At 66.3% G+C, this 18,899-nt stretch carries 18 protein-coding genes and 2 pseudogenes; 13 read left to right on the plus strand and 7 right to left on the minus strand.

The window, feature by feature from the left end:
- The first annotated feature begins 20 nt into the window (after nt 1-20).
- Both ON40_RS38320 and ON40_RS38325 read left to right on the plus strand, forming a co-directional pair.
- Complete coding sequence (locus ON40_RS38320; protein ID WP_157186705.1) at nt 21-698, plus strand: hypothetical protein; 678 nt, start codon at nt 21-23, stop codon at nt 696-698.
- The gene (locus tag ON40_RS38325; RefSeq protein WP_051194216.1) at nt 695-1,984 is read left to right on the plus strand and encodes a cation:proton antiporter; all 1,290 of its coding nucleotides are present in this window, start codon (nt 695-697) and stop codon (nt 1,982-1,984) included. Before ON40_RS38320 ends, ON40_RS38325 begins: the two co-directional genes overlap by 4 nt.
- A gap of 109 nt (nt 1,985-2,093) precedes the next feature.
- Here the strand turns inward: ON40_RS38325 and ON40_RS38330 are convergent, their stop codons facing one another.
- On the minus strand, nt 2,094-2,651 hold the full coding sequence (locus ON40_RS38330; RefSeq protein WP_169541979.1) for a hypothetical protein: 558 nt from the start codon (nt 2,649-2,651) through the stop codon (nt 2,094-2,096).
- A gap of 252 nt (nt 2,652-2,903) precedes the next feature.
- Here ON40_RS38330 and ON40_RS38335 point away from each other — a divergent pair, with 252 nt between their 5' ends.
- Both ON40_RS38335 and ON40_RS38340 read left to right on the plus strand, forming a co-directional pair.
- On the plus strand, nt 2,904-3,092 hold the full coding sequence (locus ON40_RS38335; RefSeq protein ID WP_157186706.1) for a hypothetical protein: 189 nt from the start codon (nt 2,904-2,906) through the stop codon (nt 3,090-3,092).
- Between the two features lie 202 nt (nt 3,093-3,294).
- On the plus strand, nt 3,295-3,834 hold the full coding sequence (locus ON40_RS38340) for a nuclear transport factor 2 family protein (RefSeq protein WP_051194217.1): 540 nt from the start codon (nt 3,295-3,297) through the stop codon (nt 3,832-3,834).
- Nucleotides 3,835-3,877: 43 nt separating this feature from the next.
- On the opposite strand, the gene ON40_RS38345 is transcribed toward ON40_RS38340, so the two are convergent.
- From ON40_RS38345 to ON40_RS38355, 3 genes are read right to left on the minus strand one after another with little or no spacing between them, the layout of a single operon-like run.
- Entirely contained in the window at nt 3,878-4,666 is a 789-nt protein-coding gene (locus ON40_RS38345; RefSeq protein WP_040830313.1) for an SDR family NAD(P)-dependent oxidoreductase, read from the minus strand.
- 45 nt (nt 4,667-4,711) lie between these two features.
- The gene (locus ON40_RS38350) at nt 4,712-5,368 is read right to left on the minus strand and encodes a PaaI family thioesterase (protein ID WP_040830335.1); all 657 of its coding nucleotides are present in this window, start codon (nt 5,366-5,368) and stop codon (nt 4,712-4,714) included.
- Between the two features lie 14 nt (nt 5,369-5,382).
- Nucleotides 5,383-6,144, minus strand: a complete 762-nt coding sequence (locus ON40_RS38355) for an SDR family NAD(P)-dependent oxidoreductase (RefSeq protein WP_040830314.1) — start codon at nt 6,142-6,144, stop codon at nt 5,383-5,385.
- Between the two features lie 290 nt (nt 6,145-6,434).
- On the opposite strand from ON40_RS38355, the gene ON40_RS38360 reads away from it, so the two are divergent.
- The 4 genes from ON40_RS38360 (at nt 6,435) to ON40_RS38375 (ending at nt 10,529) form a co-directional block, all read left to right on the plus strand.
- A complete protein-coding gene (locus tag ON40_RS38360) occupies nt 6,435-7,178 on the plus strand; it encodes an SDR family NAD(P)-dependent oxidoreductase (protein WP_040830315.1) in 744 nt (247 codons plus the stop codon).
- Nucleotides 7,179-7,336: 158 nt separating this feature from the next.
- The gene (locus tag ON40_RS38365; protein WP_040830316.1) at nt 7,337-8,278 is read left to right on the plus strand and encodes an SDR family NAD(P)-dependent oxidoreductase; all 942 of its coding nucleotides are present in this window, start codon (nt 7,337-7,339) and stop codon (nt 8,276-8,278) included.
- Nucleotides 8,279-8,328: 50 nt separating this feature from the next.
- Entirely contained in the window at nt 8,329-8,967 is a 639-nt protein-coding gene (locus tag ON40_RS38370) for a cysteine hydrolase family protein (protein WP_051194218.1), read from the plus strand.
- A gap of 692 nt (nt 8,968-9,659) precedes the next feature.
- The gene (locus ON40_RS38375; RefSeq protein WP_040830338.1) at nt 9,660-10,529 is read left to right on the plus strand and encodes an oxidoreductase; all 870 of its coding nucleotides are present in this window, start codon (nt 9,660-9,662) and stop codon (nt 10,527-10,529) included.
- A gap of 209 nt (nt 10,530-10,738) precedes the next feature.
- On the opposite strand, the pseudogene ON40_RS50715 reads toward ON40_RS38375, so the two are convergent.
- The 3 genes and pseudogenes from ON40_RS50715 to ON40_RS48805 form a co-directional block, all read right to left on the minus strand.
- Nucleotides 10,739-11,518 (minus strand): annotated as a pseudogene (locus ON40_RS50715) (MCE family protein); the annotation flags it as partial.
- Nucleotides 11,519-11,601: 83 nt separating this feature from the next.
- Nucleotides 11,602-12,336, minus strand: a complete 735-nt coding sequence (locus ON40_RS38385; protein ID WP_040830318.1) for a nuclear transport factor 2 family protein — start codon at nt 12,334-12,336, stop codon at nt 11,602-11,604.
- Nucleotides 12,337-12,530: 194 nt separating this feature from the next.
- Nucleotides 12,531-13,274 (minus strand): hypothetical protein, encoded by a 744-nt coding sequence (locus ON40_RS48805; protein WP_051194219.1) that lies wholly within the window; start codon nt 13,272-13,274, stop codon nt 12,531-12,533.
- An 878-nt stretch (nt 13,275-14,152) separates the two neighbouring features.
- On the opposite strand from ON40_RS48805, the gene ON40_RS38395 reads away from it, so the two are divergent.
- The 5 genes and pseudogenes from ON40_RS38395 to ON40_RS55140 all read left to right on the plus strand — a co-directional run.
- Nucleotides 14,153-15,670, plus strand: coding sequence for a CoA-acylating methylmalonate-semialdehyde dehydrogenase (locus ON40_RS38395; protein WP_040830319.1), 1,518 nt, complete (start codon nt 14,153-14,155; stop codon nt 15,668-15,670).
- A 3-nt stretch (nt 15,671-15,673) separates the two neighbouring features.
- Complete coding sequence (locus ON40_RS38400; RefSeq protein ID WP_040830320.1) at nt 15,674-16,813, plus strand: acyl-CoA dehydrogenase family protein; 1,140 nt, start codon at nt 15,674-15,676, stop codon at nt 16,811-16,813.
- Nucleotides 16,810-17,880 (plus strand): enoyl-CoA hydratase/isomerase family protein, encoded by a 1,071-nt coding sequence (locus tag ON40_RS38405; protein ID WP_040830321.1) that lies wholly within the window; start codon nt 16,810-16,812, stop codon nt 17,878-17,880. Before ON40_RS38400 ends, ON40_RS38405 begins: the two co-directional genes overlap by 4 nt.
- Nucleotides 17,877-18,773 carry a 3-hydroxyisobutyrate dehydrogenase gene (gene mmsB / locus ON40_RS38410; RefSeq protein ID WP_040830322.1) on the plus strand — a complete coding sequence of 299 codons (897 nt, stop codon included), beginning with the start codon at nt 17,877-17,879 and terminating at the stop codon, nt 18,771-18,773. Before ON40_RS38405 ends, mmsB begins: the two co-directional genes overlap by 4 nt.
- Nucleotides 18,770-18,899, plus strand: a pseudogene (locus ON40_RS55140) (enoyl-CoA hydratase); the annotation flags it as partial. The gene mmsB and the pseudogene ON40_RS55140, both read left to right, overlap by 4 nt.

The following is an 18,899-nucleotide window of genomic DNA, read 5'->3' on the forward strand; positions in this document are numbered from 1 at the left end:
ACCGATAAATGGAGTCGGCCGTGACGGTCACTCGTTCCGCCCCCGGCCCGCTGGGCGAACCGACGCCCGGCGGGCCGGGGTTCCGGACGAGTGCGGCTGCACAGATCGAGCGCTTCCACCACCCCACGACCCGGGCCCTGCTGGCGAGTGAGAGCCTGACAACCATGGCGCTCGAACGCCTCGTGGCAAGCCGTCTGACTGTGCGGGTGATGGATCAGGACGAGGTCGCGATCCCTGCGCTGCCCGCGTTCATCGTCGGTGTGCTTCAGTTGCGCGCAGCCGACCGCGTCCTGATCCGGCGCTCGCACCTGGTCACCGCCGAGCTGACCGTGTCGATCAACTACGTTGCGGCCGTGGCGCAACCGGCCCAAGCGAGCGGGATCGCCGATCTCGGTACTCCGATCGGCCGCGGACTGATCGCCCGCGGGCTGAGCCAGCGCCGCCGGATCATGTGGGCAGGCGCAAAGACGTGGCCGGACGGGCGTGCCTGTGCCGCACGGGCATACGCGATGTCACTCGACGATCGCCCGGTGTGCTGGATTCGGGAGGCATTCAACCCGGCTGTGGTCCCGCCCGAACACGCCATGGTGTGGCTGCCGGAACCCGAATTGCGGGACGAACCCGACCAGGAAGTCCGAAAGACCATCCGCTCGAACGAATTTCGCGATACGTTCGGATCCGAGGAGACGCGAGAGTGAACATTCCCACCGTCACGGTCCTGCTGGACCTGGTCCTGATCATGGTGGCGGCCCGCATCCTGGGATGGCTGGCCGAGAAGATCGGTCAGCCACCGGTGATCGGAGAGATCGCGGCCGGAATCCTGGCCGGCCCCACCATCATCGGCCATCACCTCTCAGCAGTGCTGTTCCCGCACGACGCCCGCTCCTCACTCAATCTGCTGGCCAACATCGGCGTGGCAACGTTCATGTTCGTCGCGGGCCTGGAACTCGACCGCGGCATATTTGCTGGCGCCCGCCGGTCGATCCCCGCGATATCGGCGGCCGCCTACATTGTGCCCTTCGCGTTGGGCAGCGGCATCGCGGTCACCGCCCTGGCGCGCTACCAGACCGGCAACCGGCTGCACTTCGCCCTCTACATCGGCTGCGCACTGGCCGTCACCGCTTTCCCGGTCCTTGCGCGAATCCTGCACGACCGCAACCTGGTACACACCGAGATCGGCCAGCTCAGCCTGGCCTGCGCGGCGCTGGTCGACATCATGGCCTGGGCTGTGCTGGCGGTGGTGCTGGCGCTGGCGCACCCGGGAGGCACGCAATGGCGGCTGATTCTGTTGATCCCGCTCGTCGGGCTGCTGTGGTGGGTCCTGCGGCCGGCGCTGGGGCGGATCTCCCAGATCGGCACCGCCCAGACGATGATCGTGCTCGGTGTCGGTGGCGCCCTGGCCGTCGCCGCGATCACCGAATGGATCGGACTGCACCTGATCTTCGGCGCGTTCGCCTTCGGCGTCATATTTCCCCGCGAACGTCGCCAGGCGGTGGAATCCGGCGTCCGGGTCCTCAGCGCGGTCCTGCTGCCCGGATTCTTCGTCGTCGCGGGCCTGGCCGTCGACCTCAGCTCGATCGACTCGACCGCGATCGGCGAACTCGCGGTCATCATCGCTGTCGCTGTACTGGGCAAAATCGGCAGCGTCTATCTCGCCGGTCGCCTGACCGGTATGAACGTGCGACCAGCCGCGGCGGTCGCGGCGCTGCTCAACACCCGCGGATTGACCGAGCTGGTCATTCTGTCCGTCGGCCTGACCACCGGCCTGATCGGACCCCAGCTGTATTCACTGCTGGTGGTCATGGCCCTGGTCACGACCGCATCGACCGCGCCGATACTTCGAATACTGGGCATGGGCCACGGCCCCGCCGAGATCACATCCTCAGCACACGCCGCCCAAACGACCGGCCCCCTGCTGCACAACAGCAACGCCGATGATGTTGCTGCGCTGACCGACTCCGAGCCAGACAGCGCTACTCGGTAACCAATGGATCACTGACGGCCACCGGCACTGCCGAGGGGGGCGACGTGGTCCCGCGCAGCTTCGAAGAGGGCGTCGAGCGGAGCGGGTCGCCGGGCGAGGCCAGCGTGCGTCAGAGTGCCCCTGAGGACCCCGGCCCGCCGGGTGAGGTAATCATCGCCTTCCCCTCCTCCTGCAACAGAATCCGCGCGAGTTCGCGGTGAAGCAAACCGGTGAGGTCCCCGGTCGGCTGCTCGCCGCTGGGCAGTCCTGCCGCGTGTTGGACGTAGCGGACAGCTTTGGCAGAGAACGGGGCAGATACGCCAGAATCGGTCTTCTTGACCGCGACGAACAGTTCGAACGGCAGCGGCGGCGCCTGGAACAAGATCCGCGCCGCACTGCGCCAGGTGATCAGGGAGTTCTCGGCGGCGCCAGGAAGCGTTTCGTCCGGTAACTGCTCGATGGCTCCGGCCAGGACATCGGTGATTGCGTCGATGCGATGTTCCGCGCTGATCCATGTGCCCGGCCGTAACGTTTTCACGATGCGTGTCAGGATCTCGAGAGCGACCGGGCTCTGACCATCGCGGCGGTTGACGGCTAGTGAAATGCTGTGCTGGCGAAGGATTTCGAGTTCCACCATCACGATACGCTGTTCCTGGTCGACCGCGGAAAACGCGGACATCGCTGGCATACAGCCGAGTATTCCACGAACCAAGATCAACAGGCTACGTGAACGTTAATACTCCGATACCGAATAGTCGCTTTCCAGAACCGTATTCGCGGTACGCATCAACACAGAATCGGGCAGCTTCTCACCCCCGACACGATCCCGGTGCAGGCGCCGAGTCAACTCGCCTCGTCGCATGCCTCCAGGGCACTGGTCCGGATCCGCCCGCGACTGGACACGTCATAGCCTTTCCTGAACTCCCACATCGGAATAGTGTTGCGAGGCAACGTCTTCTACACCGACGCCGGAATTCGCTACGGCTTCCTGATCGGAGCCGGGACCGCGCTGGTCGGCGCGATCATCGCCCTCGCGATTCCGCGCACGATTCGGCAGCTGCGCGTGTCCGCCGCCACCGAATCCGCAGGCGCGGTGGATGGTTCGGGCGAGGCGATAGCCGTCGCGTAGCAGTCACCAGCACCGCATCCGTACGGTCTGGCCGTGCGGATGCGGCTTGCGAAGCGAGTCCATGGCGCGCCGCTACCCGCCTCCCTACCGCACGGTGTCCGGTGCTGGCCGGTCGGTCCCGATCATCGGTAACCTCCCGCCTCACCGGAACTGTTCGTGAGATCTTGTCGCACAGACGCACACGAGAAAGGCCGATCATCGAATGACCACCGCTGAACACGGAGACTCCCGCCCGATCGACGGGCCGACGGATATCGCGCACACCGTCGCGCGGCTCGCCGCCACCGAAGCGATTCGAGATCTGATCTACGCCTACTCCCACCTGATCGACCGCGGCGCGCTCGAGGAGGTGTCGGAACTGTTCTCCGACGCGGTCTACGGGCAGTGCGACGGGGCAGGCGTCGCGATCGGCGTCGCGACCGTGCGAGACGCGGACGCCGTGCTCCGGGCGAACCGGGCGTTCGTCAAGATGCACGGCGACCCACCCTCGCCTCGAACCGAACACGTCACCACGAATGTGCGAATCCAGGTGGCGGACAACAATATCGAGGCGTCCGCATGCTCCTACGTCACGGTGTTGCAGGCGGCTGGGGAGCTGCCGCTACAGCCCATCCTCACCGGCCGCTACTTCGACAAGTTCGCGCTCCTCGGCGGACAATGGCGGTTCACGCAGCGACTGTTCTGCGTCGACCACACCGGTGACCTGAGCGAGCACGCGCAACGCCGACTGCCCCGCGACTGACCTCGGCGATGTGTGGCAGGGCCACCGCGGTCGAACCGGGCGTTCAGTCGACCTCCGGCGCCCACTGCACGCCGTTGATATGCGCACCACCGTCGACGAACAGCGTGTTGCCCGTGACGTACCGCGCATCGTCCCCGGCCAGGAACGCGACGGCCGGGCCGATGTCCTCGAGCGGGTCGCCGATGCGGCCCATCGGGTTCGCCGCGGCCATCGTCGCCGCCATCTGCGGGTTGGCCTCGACCACCCGCTGGTAGGCCGCGCTCTGCGCGCCGGGACAGATCACGTTGCAGCACACCTGTTTCGACGCCCACTCGCGAGCCGCCGTGCGGGTCAGCGCACGCAACGCCTCCTTGGCCGCGTTGTAGGCCACCGAATACATGTGCGCGTTGACGCCGTTGAGGCTGGCCAGGTTGACGACCCGTCCGGTGCCGTGCGCCACCAGTGCCGGGTAGGCGCGCTGCATGGCCCAGAACGCGGCCAGCACCGCCATGTCGAACCCGGCGGACATGTTCTCCGGCGACGTCTTCTCCAGCCGGGCGTACCCCTGCCCGCGCCAGGCATTGTTCACCAGGATGTCCAGCCGCCCGTACTCGGCCACGGCGGTGTCCACCATCGCCTCGACCTGCGACTGCCGCGTCACGTCGGTGTGCACGAACCTCGCACGCACACCCCAGGTTTCGCGCAACCACCGTGCGGTGTCCGCACCTGCCCTCTCATCGATCTCCGCGACCAGCACATCCGCGCCCTCGCGAGCCAGTGCGCCGGCGATCCCGCGACCGACCCCCATTCCCGCGCCGGTGACGATCGCCGCCCGGCCGTCCAACTTGCCCATGGCACCTCCATATTCGGTCCCGCGATCGTGTGATGCCTTGTGGCGCTAGCGCGGTCGAGGAACGGTCCTGTCGATGAACAACGCCTCCACCGAGACGCACAGCGTGCCGTCGGCCGTGCGGATCTCGCCGACCGAGCCGACCTTGCGACCGTCCTGCCACACCAACCGGCCGGTCACGGTGAGCGGCACGAACAATGGCGTCGGACGGTGGTAGCGCACATTCAATTGCGCTGTGGCGCCGGTACGTCCGGCCCACGCGTTCGCGACACCGAGCGTGTGATCGAGCAGCAGCGCAGCCACTCCCCCGTGCACATGGCCCGGCGGTCCCTGATACGGGATGGTCACGGTGACAACACCTTCGACCGATCCGTCCGCGCGGCCCGCGAGGACAAGAGGCAGTGCGATCGCGTTTTCCGGACCGGTGACCGGGTCGTGACGAGTGACCCCCTCACCGTGCCACATGTCGACCAGCCGTTCGGCAACCTCCGGAGCATGCTGATCGAGATGGTCCGCGATGCTCTCGAGCTCCTCGGCCACCCGATCGAGATTCGCATTCGCGCGGTCGGTGCGCAGCAGGGCGTCGACCACTCGCCGCGCCGCAGCGGTCGCGCGATCGACGGGCACGTCCCGAGGCGCCGAGGTCAGTACCGTCCCGTCGGGCGAATTGTCCACCGTACGAGTGACTTTCGGGTGTTGATTCATCGAGTCTCCTGCGTTCATCCCCAGCGCGACTGTCCGCCGTCGAGAGGAATCGTCGCACCGCTGAGATAGCCCGCGTCGTCACTGGCCAGAAATGCGACAGCCCGGCCGATATCCGTTTCGGGATCCCCCACCCGGCCGAGCGGAATACCGGCGACGAATTCTGCCGCCTCCTGCGGATTGCGCTGCGCCCAGCGTTCCAGGGCAGGCGTGCCGGCATGCGGCGCCACCGCGAGGGCACGGATCCCGTCGCGGCCCCATTCACACGCGGCCGCCCGCGTCAGCGAACGCATCGCCTCCTTGATCGAGCTGTAGGCGCCGTAATTGCTCGCATCCCAGCGCACCGCGGCCGAGGACACCATGTTGACGATCACCCCTCCACCGCGCGCCTTCAGATGCGGATAGCACAGCTGCATCATGCGCAGCGTCGCCATCGGCCCGGCGTCGATGGACCGCTGGTATTCCTCGTCGAGGAGCGACAGCAGGGGGCCGGGCCTGCAGTCGTTCGCATTGTTGACGACGATATCGATCCCGCCGAACGTCGCCACCACGCGATCGACGGCGGCCGCGAGATCCTCGCGCCGGCTGACGTCGCAGCCGATCGGCTCGCTGCGCGCCCCCACTTCGGTCAGCATCGCGCAGGTGTCGTGCAGTTTGGACTCGGTACGGCCGGTCACCGCGATCGCCGCACCTTCCTTCGCCAACGCCAGAGCCACACCCTGACCCACGCCCTGACCCGCACCGGTGATGATGGCCACCTTGCCGTCGAGCTTTCCCATATCCGCACCTATCCCAGTGGACTTCGCCGAACTCGGGCCACCGTGCGGCCCATACAGATCCGGCCACTCGCCTCGCGGACCTGACACACGGCAGGGACCCTAGCCCTCCGACGCGATCGCAGGTCGTCGGTCCCACTCGCCGGGACCTGCCCCGAGAGGCAACCGCCGCCCCGGGCGCCACCCACAGCCACATCGTGGTCCCGATCATCGGGACAGCAACACCGGAACCCACTGTTCGGTGGTGAGCATGAGCCGGTCGGCCAGCCGACGCCGTCGACCACAGGAGTGTCATGAAACTGCAGGGCAAGACAGCGATCGTCACGGGTGGAGCCGGTGGCATCGGCCGCGCGATCACCACCGTGTTCGTCCAGCAGGGAGCCGATGTCCTGTTCGTCGACATCGACCGGGAACGCGGTGAATCGCTCGAGCAGGAACTCGGGTCGCACGCTCGGTTCCTGCGCATCGACATCTCCGAGCAGACCTCGGCAGCCGTGATCCGCGATGCCGCGCTCTCCGCGTTCGGCTCGATCGACATCCTGGTCAACAACGCGCACGCGTCACGTCAGGCCGCATTCGTCGAGACCACCAGCGAGATGTTCGATCTCTCGTTCAACACCGGCTTCTATCCGACCGTTCACCTCATGCAGGCCTGCTACGAGCAGTTGCGGGCGTCGAAGGGGTCGGTCGTCAACTTCGCCTCCGGATCCGGCCTCGAGGGAATGCCGCGGCAGACCTCCTACGCGGCGGCGAAAGAGGCGATTCGCGGCGTCAGCCGAGTCGCGGCGAACGAGTGGGCGCCCGACGGCATCCGGGTGAACGTGGTGTGCCCGTTCGCCGCCACCGAAGGTGTAAGCGCTTGGCAGGCACAGCATCCCGAGCAAGCCGCCCAAGCCGTGGCCAAGGTGCCGCTGCGGCGGATCGGTAACCCGGAAACCGATATCGCACCGGTCGTCGCATTCCTGGCGTCCGAGGAGGCCCGATACATCACCGGGCAGACGGTGATGGCCGACGGAGGCATGATCCAATTGCATTGACCACATGCCTATAGGCGATTGCTATCAAAACTGAGGAAAACGGTCATCGTGGACCGGATTGGTCACCCGCCCCAACAGGTTGAACATGAGCAGCACTGGCGCCGACGCAACTCATCGGCGCCATCACAGCCGCACCTGAAGCCTCCGAGGAGAACGATATGACCAGCCAGATCCCGTTCGGACCGGAGAGCACCGCTGCCGAGGTACTCGCCGGCGTCGACCTCACCGGCAAGAGCGCGATCGTCACCGGCGCGTCGTCGGGCATCGGCGCCGAGACCGCCCGCGTCCTGGCTCGGGCCGGTGCGGCGGTGACGCTCGCCGTCCGCGATACCGACGCAGGGCAGGAGGTGGCGACTCGGATCGCCGCCGACGGCGCCGCGCGGCGTCCGTCGGTGCGGCCACTGGACCTGAGCGAACCGGCTTCGGTGGCCACCTTCGTCGCGAATTGGCATGGGCCGCTGGACATTCTGGTGGCCAATGCCGGTGTTATGGCGACACCCGGGGCCAGGAACAGCCAAGGGTGGGAACTGCAATTCGCGACCAACCACCTGGGGCACTTCCAGCTCGCGCACGGGCTGCACGACAAGGGCGTCTTCGCGCCCGGCGCACGGATCGTCGTGGTGAGTTCGGTCGGCCACGTGAACGGCGAAGTGCTGTTCGACGATCCCCATTTCGAACGCACCCCCTACGATCCGTGGGCGGCGTACAGCCAGTCGAAGACGGCCAATGTGCTGTTCGCGGTCGAAGCGGCGAAACGCTGGCCCGAAATCGCCGTCAACGCGCTCAATCCGGGCCGCATCTGGTCCACCGGCCTGAGCCGCCACATGGACACTCCCCCACAGTCCTTCGACCCGTCCGGCGCCACCGGCGTGACCGAGAAGACCATCGAGCAAGGCGCATCCACCTCGGTCCTGCTCGCGACATCGCCGTTGGTGGACGGCGTCACCGGCACCTACTTCGAGGACAACCAGCCCGCAGTGCCGTTCACCCCCGGCACCCGCCGAGGAGTCGCGCAGCACGCCCTCGACCCCGACAAAGCGGCCCGCTTGTGGACCCTGTCCCGCGATCTTCTCGCCGCATCCGGCCACCCGCTCGCGTAACCCCCTTGTGCATTCGGCACCACCGTCACGCTGATCTGAAAGGAATCGTCATGGCCGAGCACGAAGTCATCCATTCGGGCTACACCACCGCCAGTACCGCGCTGCTGTTCGTCGACCCCTACAACGATTTCCTCTCCGAGGGCGGCAAGATCTGGCCGCTGGTCAAGGCCGTCGCAGCGGACAACGGCCTGCTGGACAACCTGCGTGCGATCACTACCGCAGTGCGCGCCAACGGAATTCGCGTCTTCATCGCACCCCACCGCCGCTGGGAGCCAGGCGACTACGCGGATTGGGCCTACCCCAATCCGACCCAGCGCGCCATCATGGACCGGCATTCCTTCGCCCGCGGCGAGTGGGGTGGTGAATGGCACCCCGATTTCGCACCGCAATCCGGCGACATCGTCGCCAAAGAGCATTGGGCCCAGAGCGGATTCGCCAACACCGATCTGGATCAGCAGCTGCGCCAGCACGGCATCACCCACGTGATCATCGTCGGGCTGCTGGCCAACACGTGCATCGAGTCGACCGCGCGCTACGCGATGGAACTCGGCTATCACGTCACGCTGGTCCGCGACGGCACCGCCGCCTTCACCCCCGAGCTGATGCACGCCGCCCACGAGCTCAACGGCCCCACCTACGCGCACGCCATCCGCACCACCAGACAGGTACTCGAACTTCTCCCGGGCTGACCGACCGAACGATTCACCGTGGTCACGAAGCCCGACGATTTTGCGAATATGTCAGATCGGTCCCGATGAGAGTCCCAGGAGGTCCCGCCGACCGAGGGAGTCGCCGCGTGCCGCGTGAAATGTCTTGGGGATCAGCACAATTCGGCTAGCCGACCCGGGCGCGACGCCGAAATTCTCGACCCGGAGCACACATCCGAGCCGCAATGCCGATGTCGGGATTCGGCAGCAGCCCGGAACGTCGTCGAGCCCCAGGCGAACTCGCCGCGAGGCGCCCCAGCGTCCCGACACCGCCAACGGGCCGACCGCCAACGGGCCGAAGGAATCTCACGGAAACCAACACCTACGAGCAGTATTTGCGGCTTCCGAGCCTGCTCGAGCTTCAAGTTCCGAGAACTCCGCCGGCATCTCCCCCCGAGGACGAAGCCGCCCACTTCGCCGAGATCGCACAGCTCCGATAACGAGTTCACCCGCGTCTCGTCACGCAACGCTGCACACGATGCAAAATCCGCGATCAATCGAGACGACCGAAGAGATTGTTCGCCGGCGTCTGCACCGGCCTCGGCGAACTCTTCGGCGGCGGAGGCCCGGTGCGCCGGGCGTGCACCGAGCACGACGGCATAGGCTTCCATACGGTTGATCTCACCGACACGGCCCACGCACCCGACTACCGCAGCACTCGAAAGGCGAGAGTCATGACCGAATGGAATGCCCGAGACCTACCCTCCTTCGAAGGACGCACCGTCATTGTCACCGGGGCCAACAGCGGCCTGGGCGAGGTGACCGCGCGAGAACTCGCTCGCGTCGGCGCAAAAGTGATTGTGGCGGTACGCGATACGGACAAAGGAACGGCCGCTGCCGCCCGGATGACCGGCGCGGTGGAGGTTCGTCGACTCGATCTGGCGGCACTGTCGTCGGTGCGAGAGTTCGCCGACGGCATCGAACACGTCGACGTACTGATCAACAACGCCGGCATCATGGCCGTGCCGTTCGCGCAGACCGCCGATGGCTTCGAAAGCCAGATCGGGGTCAATCATCTGGGACATTTCGCCCTCACCAACCTCCTGCTCCCCAAGCTCACCGGCAGGGTGGTGACAGTGTCCTCGGACCTGCACCGGCTGGGCCGGATCGACCTCGATGATCTGAACTGGAAGTCGCGGCGCTACTCGCCCTGGCGCGCCTACGGCCAATCCAAACTGGCCAACCTGCTGTTCACCAGCGAATTGCAGCGACGGCTGACGCAGGCGAACTCGACGCTCATCGCGGTCGCCGCACACCCCGGCTACTCGGCCACCAATCTGCAGGGCCGAACCGGCAACCCGGTGGGCGATCGCGCCTCCGCCCTCGCCAACCGCCTGTTCGCGACGTCGGCGGAGTTCGGCGCCCAGCAGACCCTGTACGCAGCATCACAGGACCTGCCGGGCGATACGTTCATCGGTCCTCGATTCAGCAGCCGCGGACCGTCTCGTCCCGTGGGGCGCAGCAAGGCCGCACACGACACGAAAACCGCTGCCGCACTGTGGAATCTGTCCGAGGAGCTGACCGGCACCAAGTTTCCACTCTGACCTGCCGTCCGCAGTCCCGGTTCGCCGAAGTTCAGCGGCAGACCGCGGAGTGGGAGTTGCCGCCGATCTGTGAGAGCAGGCCCCGGGGCAACAGGACGCCGTACTAAGGAGATGTCCAGACTGCAGACGAAACCGTCGCCGTATGCGCCGCTGCCGGTGAAATGGCCGACATCGGTGAAGATGTTCGGCAGATCGACCGCGGCACGGTCCAGTTCAGGCCCGGCGCCCAGCAGCATGTTCAATGCACCGGTCGTAGCATTCTGCGCCGCAACGAATTTCGGTTGTGCGTGAGAGAACATATCGGTCAGCGAGGAAGTCGCGGTCGCGATGCTGGTGGTGCTGACCGTGAGAGCCTGCCCCTGCCGGTAGAGACCGCCGACCAGGGCACGGGTCTGTGCGATCAACGTCTCGAACTCCGCTCCTCGCGCGGCCAGACTCTGCATCACCCCGGATAATTGGGTGATCACGTCCGAGAGGATCGCGTCACGACGCTGCCAGTCCCCGGCCAGCCCGGTCGCTTGCACGATGAAGGTGCTCAACGATGCCCCGGCGCCCTGCAATGCCTGAACCAACGGGTTGGACAACTCGTTGACCTGCTTGGTGTCCAATGTCTGGAACAGCGGCTGAAAACCGTTGCGCTGACCGGAGATATCGAAGGAGGGCTCGGTCTGGTCGATGGGGAGCGAGCCACCGTCAGTGAGCGGGGCGGGGTTGCCCTTCGTCCCGGGCTGCAACGCGATGTAGCGTTGTCCGATCAGATTCTGATATCGCACAAGCGCTTTCGTGTCGCCGAAGATCATCTGCCCGCACTGGACCACGAACCGCACCACCGCGTGATGACGCGAATCCAGCCCGATCCCGGTGACCTTCCCGACCCGCACACCCGCGATCCGCGCGTCGTCCCCGTCCCGCAGCCCGAGGACATCGGTGAAGGTCGCGGAATAGGTGCTCACACCGCCGGATATGTTGCGCGCGAGCGTATTCCACATCGTGACGGTCACCAGAGCCGCGACGATCGCGAACACACCGAACCCGATCAGCGGCCTCGCGCTTCCCCCGTCAGGACCACCCACTACGCCCTTGCCCCGAACCGGGACAACAACGCGGGCACCTTCGATGCGGCCATCAAGGCACGGAACTGCCAGCTGTCATCCCGCGGCAGCACACCGCCCCGTTGGGTCGCGTCCAGGAAGTCGTAGAGGGTCTCGCCCTCCTCCATCAGCCCGTCGGCGTTGAAGTGGTACCGGTCCACGGCCGGGCACTGGATGAAACGCCCGTTGCCGTAGATCACCGGCGCGGTCTCGTCGTACGGATGCAACCGCAGCGGACCGGTCCAATGGCCACTGCCGATATAGCGAATCACGGTGCGCACCCGGCCTTCCGGCGTGACGTCCAGGTACACCTGACCAGGTAGCGGGTCGTACCGCCAGTCCGGGATCGCGTCGAAGAACGCGAAGTTGTACTTCACGAACTCGTCGATCCCGACGATCGTGCGTCCGAACGTGGTCACATCGGTATATCGGATATCAGCGGTGTACAACTCGTCGTTCAGGCTCATATCCCGAACCAGGAAGCTCCACCAGTACTTCTTGGCCCACTCCATCACCCAGCTCAGGTCCACCCCGAGCTTGCCGTACAGCTCCAGCTTGCGTTCGAACTCGTCGAACCACTGCAAAGTGCCGACCTGCAGCTCCGCCTCCGGAATCGCCCGAATCGGCACCGCGCGATTGGAATTCAGGAACTCCGGCACCGGTTTGGACAACCGCGGCTGCCGCAGCGCCTGCTGGAACTGTTCCTCGCTGAACATGACGCACCCTCTCACCCGACCGCGCGGCCACCACGGCGTGGCGGCCCTGCGCACTTAAGATGAATCGTATGATTCATCTTGAATCAGGTGATGTCAATATGTGTCCGTGCGTCGCCGGAAGTCAGCGGCAACTCCCGGGGACGTCGGCGGACATCGATGGCCGACCGGAAACACCGACCGACCATCGATGACGGCTATGCGCTGCGCGCCGGCTGGTTCACCGGCGGTGCGTGCTGGACCGCGGGCGCGGGCACCGTCGCGGGCGCGAGCGCTCCTTCGAGAGCGCCCGCCCCCGCGCCGATACCGGAACCGACCACCGCCGCGGGGACCGCGATCACCGCGGCGCCGATGAGCGCACCGACCACCGGCATGACCACCAAACCCGCTGGGAGGAAAGGAATTCCGGAAATGAAACCGGCGACGGCGCCGACCGCCGCGCTGGTGGAGGTCAGCGGGCTGGTGAGGACACCTGCCGTGATGTTCCCGGCGAGCGAACCGACCATGGCGTCGCCGGCCATCCGGTCCGACCGGGCCGGATCGAATCCGACCGAGTCGAATCCCTGAGCCAGCGTGGCCTCCTGCTGGGCGAAGGAGTCGTTGATCCCCTCGGCGAGCTTGGGGTCCACCCAGTCCGGCCGTCCGATCTGGGCGGAACCGATGCGCAGGGTTCCATCCGGCGCCTGGATCGGTGCGACCGGCGGCGCGAGGGCCGTCGGCAGATGCAGACGGGACGGGTCCACCGGCGTGAGAGCGCCGTCCGGGACGGCTCGCTTCCCGTTCGTATCGTTACGACTCGTCGCCGTGGGGGATTTGCTCGCGTCTGCCATCGCGGGGGCGGCCTCGAACAGCGCCCCCGACGACAGAACCGCTGCCGCGACCAGTAGTGATCCGCCACGCCCGGACCGCTTGGTCGACCGCCTGCGATGCTGTGCTGCCATGAACGACCTCTCTTTCGACTCTCGATGAGTTCCGCAAGAAATGTGAACCGACATGCGACACCCCCGCACGGATTCGGACCGGTGCAATCCGGTCCGACGTGAGGGAGCAGCCGGATATCCGCGCACGGTCCCCTTGCGTTACCACGTTCGTTGCGGTGTTGGACAATTCGGACCTCGACCGCGCGCAAAGGGCCTTCGATCAGGGTTTTCGTCAGGCATTCCGAAATGGGTTCCACCGGCTGCGCGGGTTGTTGCCGAGCACCGCGGTGGAGGAACATTCGGCGCCAGCATAATCACGGTGGATTCACCGGATACCACCCCCCTAGCGACGAGGGTGACAATAGGGGGTACCGCGGGGCTGTACCAGACCGATGATCTGCGAGTACATGTCTCGCCGCTCGCACGCGCGTGCGCCAACCGCCGCTTCGCGCTGATCCTCACGCACCGACGATGGAGCGGTCATCCCCCGACGGACCCGTAGCACACAAATACCTCTGCATTGCAACGGCATTCACAACGTCCTCGACCGCACCCGTCTGATGAGCCGACCGCCCGACACCGGTCAGGACTTCGTCAAGGAGCCCCCCGGGCGGCGCCATCAACGACGACCGCAATCACCTACCGATGCCGCGCGGGATCGACCACCGACACCAATCTGGTGGCCGCGGTACACAACCCCCTGACAGATACACCGTCGACTGTGACCGTGCCGCAACCCCCGCGCACGGTGATACGGCGATCACCTGGTCGATGTGACTGTATTGCCCAGAGCTGCGGAAACGCGTGCAACCACCACCGAGCTAACCGTTTGACTTCCAATAGTCGTATATCCAATTATAGGATGTCCATGTATTTTGGTTTCGACAGACAGGATCGACATGGTTCGCGAACTCACGCACTTCGTCGGCGGCAAGCATGTAGCCGGGACATCGGGACGTTTCGGTGACGTCTACAACCCGAGCACCGGGCAGGTGCAGGCGCGAGTGCCACTCGCGACGAAGGCCGAGGTCGAGGGGGTTGTGGCCGACGCGGTCGAGGGGCAGCGGACGTGGGCGGCGATGAACCCGCAGAAGCGTGCGCGGGTGCTGATGAAGTTCGTGGCTCTGGTGCAGGACGAGATGGATTCGCTGGCGGCGCTGCTGTCCAGCGAGCACGGCAAGACCCTCGCCGACGCCAAGGGCGACATCCAGCGCGGGCTCGACGTGATCGAATTCGCCACCGGCATACCGCATCTGCTCAAGGGTGAGTACACCGAGAGCGCCGGTACCGGCATCGACGTGTACTCCATGCGCCAGCCGCTGGGTGTGGTCGCGGGGATCACGCCGTTCAACTTCCCGGCCATGATCCCGCTGTGGAAAGCCGGTCCCGCTCTGGCCTGCGGAAATGCCTTCGTACTCAAGCCCTCCGAGCGTGACCCGTCGGTGCCGCTGCGGCTGGCCGAGTTGTTCCTGGAGGCCGGGCTTCCCACGGGCGTGTTCAATGTCGTCAACGGCGACAAGGAGGCCGTGGACGCGCTGCTGCACGACCCACGGATCCAGGCCGTCGGTTTCGTCGGGTCCACCCCGATCGCGCAGTACATCTACGAGACCGCGACCGCGAACGGGAAGCGCGCGCAGTGCTTCGGTGGGGCCAAGAACCACGCGATCGTGATGCCCGACGCCGACCTCGACGATGTCGCCGACCAGCTGATCGGCGCGGGCTACGGTTCGGCGGGCGAGCGCTGCATGGCCATCTCGGTCGCGGTGCCCGTCGGCACCGAGACCGCGGATCGATTGCGCGCCAAGCTCATCGAGCGCATCGAGAAGCTCAACGTCGGCCTCTCGGACGATCCGGGCGCGGACTTCGGGCCGCTGGTCGGGCGCGACGGTCTGGACCGCGTGAACAACTACGTGCAGATCGGCATGGACGAGGGCGCGGAGCTCGTCGTCGACGGCCGCGGGCTGGTCGTGCCCGGAGGCGAGGACGGATTCTTCTCCGGCGCAACATTGTTCGACAATGTGACCCCGCAGATGCGGATCTACACCGAGGAGATCTTCGGCCCGGTGCTGGCGATCGTGCGCGCCGCGGACTACGAGGAGGCGCTGCGGCTGCCCAACGAGCACGAGTACGGCAACGGCGTCGCGATCTTCACCCGCGACGGTGACACCGCCCGCGACTTCGCCGCCCGTGTGCAGGTCGGCATGGTGGGCATCAACGTGCCGATTCCGGTCCCGATCGCGTACCACACCTTCGGCGGCTGGAAGCGGTCCGGGTTCGGTGATCTGAACCAGCACGGCCCCGACTCCATCCGGTTCTACACCAAGACCAAGACTGTCACCCAGCGCTGGCCCTCGGGACGCAAGGAGTCCGTGTCAGGCTCGGCTGCCAGCGCCTTCGTCATCCCGACCATGGACTGACCCATGTTCGTACTGGACGAGGACGAGAGGGCACTCACCGAGACCGCCCGCTCCTTTGCCGACGAACTGCTGGCCCCCAACGCGTTGGACTGGGATGAGAACAAGTACTTCCCAGTCGATGTACTGCACAAGGCCGGTTCGCTCGGCCTCGGCGGCATCTACACGCAGGAGGACGTGGGTGGCTCGGCCCTGCGGCGACTGGACGCGGTGCGGATCTTCGAGCAACTCGCCACCGGGTGCCCAACTGTCGCCGCCTACATCTCCATTCACAACATGGCGACGTGGATGATCGACACGTACGCCGACGACACACAACGCAATCAGTGGCTGCCGGGCCTGACATCGATGGATCTGCTGGCCAGTTATGCGCTCACCGAGCCCGGCGTCGGATCGGACGCTGCGGCCCTGAGCACCCGGGCCGTACGGGACGGCGAGGACTATCTGCTCACCGGCGTCAAACAATTCATCTCCGGTGCGGGCAGCTCGGACGTCTATGTGATCATGGCGCGCACCGGATCCGAAGGGGCGGGCGGGATTTCCGCGTTCATCGTCCCGTCGGATACTCCGGGGCTGTTGTTCGGCGCCAACGAACGCAAGATGGGCTGGAACGCCCAGCCCACCCGGCAGGTCATCCTCGACGACGTCCGCGTGCCCGCTACCCATCGGCTGGGGCCGGAAGGCAACGGATTCCGCATCGCCATGAACGGGCTCAATGGCGGGCGGCTCAATATCGCCGCCTGTTCGCTGGGCGGAGCCCAGTCCGCCCTGGACCGGACCGTGGCCTACCTCGGCGAGCGCAAGGCTTTCGGCGCAACGCTGATCGACAATACGGCCCTGCGGTTCCAACTGGCGGACATGCGCACATCACTGGAGGCCGCACGCACCCTGCTGTGGCGAGCCGCGCAGGGACTGGATCGGGATGTGCCCGACAAGGTCGAACTGTGTGCCATGGCCAAGCGTTTCACCACCGACGCCGCGTTCGAGGTAGCCAACCAGGCTCTGCAGTTGCACGGCGGCTACGGCTATCTGGCCGAGTACGGGATCGAGAAGATCGTCCGCGATCTGCGGGTGCACCAGATCCTCGAGGGCACCAACGAGATCATGCGCGTGGTCATCGCCCGCGCAGTGACAGGAGCAGCATGAGCAGCGAAACCGCGGTTCTTCTGGACAAACGTGACGGGCTGGGCCTGATCACGCTCAACCGGCCCAAGGCCATCAACGCCCTGAATCACTCCATGGCACTGACCATTCTGGCAGCGCTGCGCGAGTGGGCCGAGGACGACAACGTGCGCGCGGTCGTCATGACCGGCGCCGGCGATCGTGGCCTGTGCGCCGGCGGCGACATCGTGGCCATCTACCACGACGCCAAAGACAGTGTGGGCGGAGCAAGCTCGCCATCGGGCCGGTTCTGGCGCCACGAGTACATCCTCAACGCCTATATCGCGCGGTATCCGAAGCCGTACATCGTGGTGATGGACGGCATCGTGATGGGCGGCGGAGTCGGCCTGTCCGGGCACGGCAGCCACCGCATCGTGACCGAACGCTCCAAGGTCGGCATGCCCGAGACCGGCATCGGATTCGTCCCGGACGTGGGCGGCACCTATCTACTGTCGCGCTCTCCGGGCGAGATCGGTACCCATGTGGCGCTGACGACAGCACGGATGTTCGCGGGCGATGCCATCGCAGCCGGATTCGCCGACTACTTCGTTCCCTCGCAACAGATTCCGGAACTGCTGCAAGCGCTGGGTTCGGCCGAGCCGGACATCGCCATCGCGAAATTCGCCGAGCCCGCACCGGCATCACAGCTGGTCGAGCACAGCGACTGGATCGATGCCTGCTACCGCGCGGACACGGTCGAGCAGATCGTCGACCGATTGCAGGGGCACTCCCGCCCCGACGCGCGTCAGGCCGCCCTCGGCATACTGTCGAAATCGCCTGTCGCACTGAAGGTCACGCTGGCCTCGCTGCGCCGAGCCCGGGAACTGGACACGCTCGAGCAGGTGCTGAACCAGGAGTACCGCGCTTCGGTGGCCGCCCTGGGCACCCACGACCTCGTGGAGGGCATCCGCGCTCAGGTCGTCGACAAGGACCGCAACCCGCAGTGGAACCCGCAGACACTCGCCGCGGTGACCACCGAGCAGGTCGACAACTACTTCACATCACTGGGCGACGACGAGCTGAATCTCGTTGCCCCGGAAGGACATCGATGAGTACCACCGTCGCATTCCTGGGCCTGGGCCACATGGGCGGCCCGATGGCCGCGAATCTGGTCCGAGCCGGCTACCAGGTCGTCGCCTTCGACCCGGTGCCCGCCGCACAGGAGCAGGCCCGCACCGACGGCGCCACCGTCGTCGACACCGCCGCGCTCGCGGTCGAGAAGGCCGAGATCGTCTTCACCATGCTGCCCAGCGGGCGCATCGTGCTGGACGTCTACCGCGAAGCACTGCCCGCGGCCGCGCCCGGCACGCTGTTCGTGGACTGCTCCACCATCGACGTCGCCGACGCCGTCCAAGCCGCGGAACTCGCCGTCGCGGCGGGGCACCGCGCACTCGACGCACCGGTGTCCGGCGGCGTAGGCGGCGCCACGGCCGGAACCCTCACCTTCATGGTCGGCGGCTCCGACACCGACTTCGCCGCGGCGCTGCCCCCGCTCGAGGCCATGGGCGGCAAGGTCGTGCACTGCGGCGGCACCGGCGTCGGCCAGGCCGCCAAGATCTGTAACAACATGATGCTCGGCATCTCCATGATCGGCCTGTCCGAAGCGATCGTGCTGGGCGAGAAGCTGGGCCTGAGCCACGACAAGTTCTTCGACGTGGTCTCCACCGCCTCCGGCCAATGCTGGGCGCTGACCACCAATTGCCCTGTGCCAGGCCCGGTTCCGACCAGCCCTGCCAACAACGACTATCAGCCCGGCTTCGCCACCGGCCTGATGAACAAGGACCTCGGGCTCGCCTCGAACGCCCTGCGCACCAACGGCGTCGACGCACAACTCGGGCTACTCGCCACCGAGATCTACCAGCGTTTCGCCGAGCAGGCGGCACACCGGGACTTCTCGGCCATCATCACCGACATCCGTACCCGATCCGAACAGGAACCCGCATGAGCGACTTCGAGACCATTCTGCTGGAACGCACCGGCCGCGTCGCGGTGATCACGCTGAACCGGCCCAAGGCGCTCAACGCGCTCAATTCCCAAGTCCTGTCTGATATCTCGACTGCACTGGACACCC

It is taken from the genome of Nocardia jiangxiensis NBRC 101359 (assembly GCF_000308615.1).
Classification (GTDB): domain Bacteria; phylum Actinomycetota; class Actinomycetes; order Mycobacteriales; family Mycobacteriaceae; genus Nocardia; species Nocardia jiangxiensis.

Excerpts from the sequence above, each read along its gene's own strand:
- ON40_RS38330 (WP_169541979.1), bottom strand. The coding sequence starts at position 2,651 with ATGCCAGCGATGTCCGCGTTTTCCGCGGTCGACCAGGAACAGCGTATC.
- ON40_RS38340 (WP_051194217.1), top strand. The coding sequence starts at position 3,295 with ATGACCACCGCTGAACACGGAGACTCCCGCCCGATCGACGGGCCGACG.
- ON40_RS38345 (WP_040830313.1), bottom strand. The coding sequence starts at position 4,666 with ATGGGCAAGTTGGACGGCCGGGCGGCGATCGTCACCGGCGCGGGAATG.
- ON40_RS38350 (WP_040830335.1), bottom strand. The coding sequence starts at position 5,368 with ATGAATCAACACCCGAAAGTCACTCGTACGGTGGACAATTCGCCCGAC.
- ON40_RS38355 (WP_040830314.1), bottom strand. The coding sequence starts at position 6,144 with ATGGGAAAGCTCGACGGCAAGGTGGCCATCATCACCGGTGCGGGTCAG.
- ON40_RS38360 (WP_040830315.1), top strand. The coding sequence starts at position 6,435 with ATGAAACTGCAGGGCAAGACAGCGATCGTCACGGGTGGAGCCGGTGGC.
- ON40_RS38365 (WP_040830316.1), top strand. The coding sequence starts at position 7,337 with ATGACCAGCCAGATCCCGTTCGGACCGGAGAGCACCGCTGCCGAGGTA.
- ON40_RS38370 (WP_051194218.1), top strand. The coding sequence starts at position 8,329 with ATGGCCGAGCACGAAGTCATCCATTCGGGCTACACCACCGCCAGTACC.
- ON40_RS38375 (WP_040830338.1), top strand. The coding sequence starts at position 9,660 with ATGACCGAATGGAATGCCCGAGACCTACCCTCCTTCGAAGGACGCACC.
- ON40_RS38385 (WP_040830318.1), bottom strand. The coding sequence starts at position 12,336 with ATGTTCAGCGAGGAACAGTTCCAGCAGGCGCTGCGGCAGCCGCGGTTG.
- ON40_RS48805 (WP_051194219.1), bottom strand. The coding sequence starts at position 13,274 with ATGGCAGCACAGCATCGCAGGCGGTCGACCAAGCGGTCCGGGCGTGGC.
- ON40_RS38395 (WP_040830319.1), top strand. The coding sequence starts at position 14,153 with ATGGTTCGCGAACTCACGCACTTCGTCGGCGGCAAGCATGTAGCCGGG.
- ON40_RS38400 (WP_040830320.1), top strand. The coding sequence starts at position 15,674 with ATGTTCGTACTGGACGAGGACGAGAGGGCACTCACCGAGACCGCCCGC.
- ON40_RS38405 (WP_040830321.1), top strand. The coding sequence starts at position 16,810 with ATGAGCAGCGAAACCGCGGTTCTTCTGGACAAACGTGACGGGCTGGGC.
- mmsB (WP_040830322.1), top strand. The coding sequence starts at position 17,877 with ATGAGTACCACCGTCGCATTCCTGGGCCTGGGCCACATGGGCGGCCCG.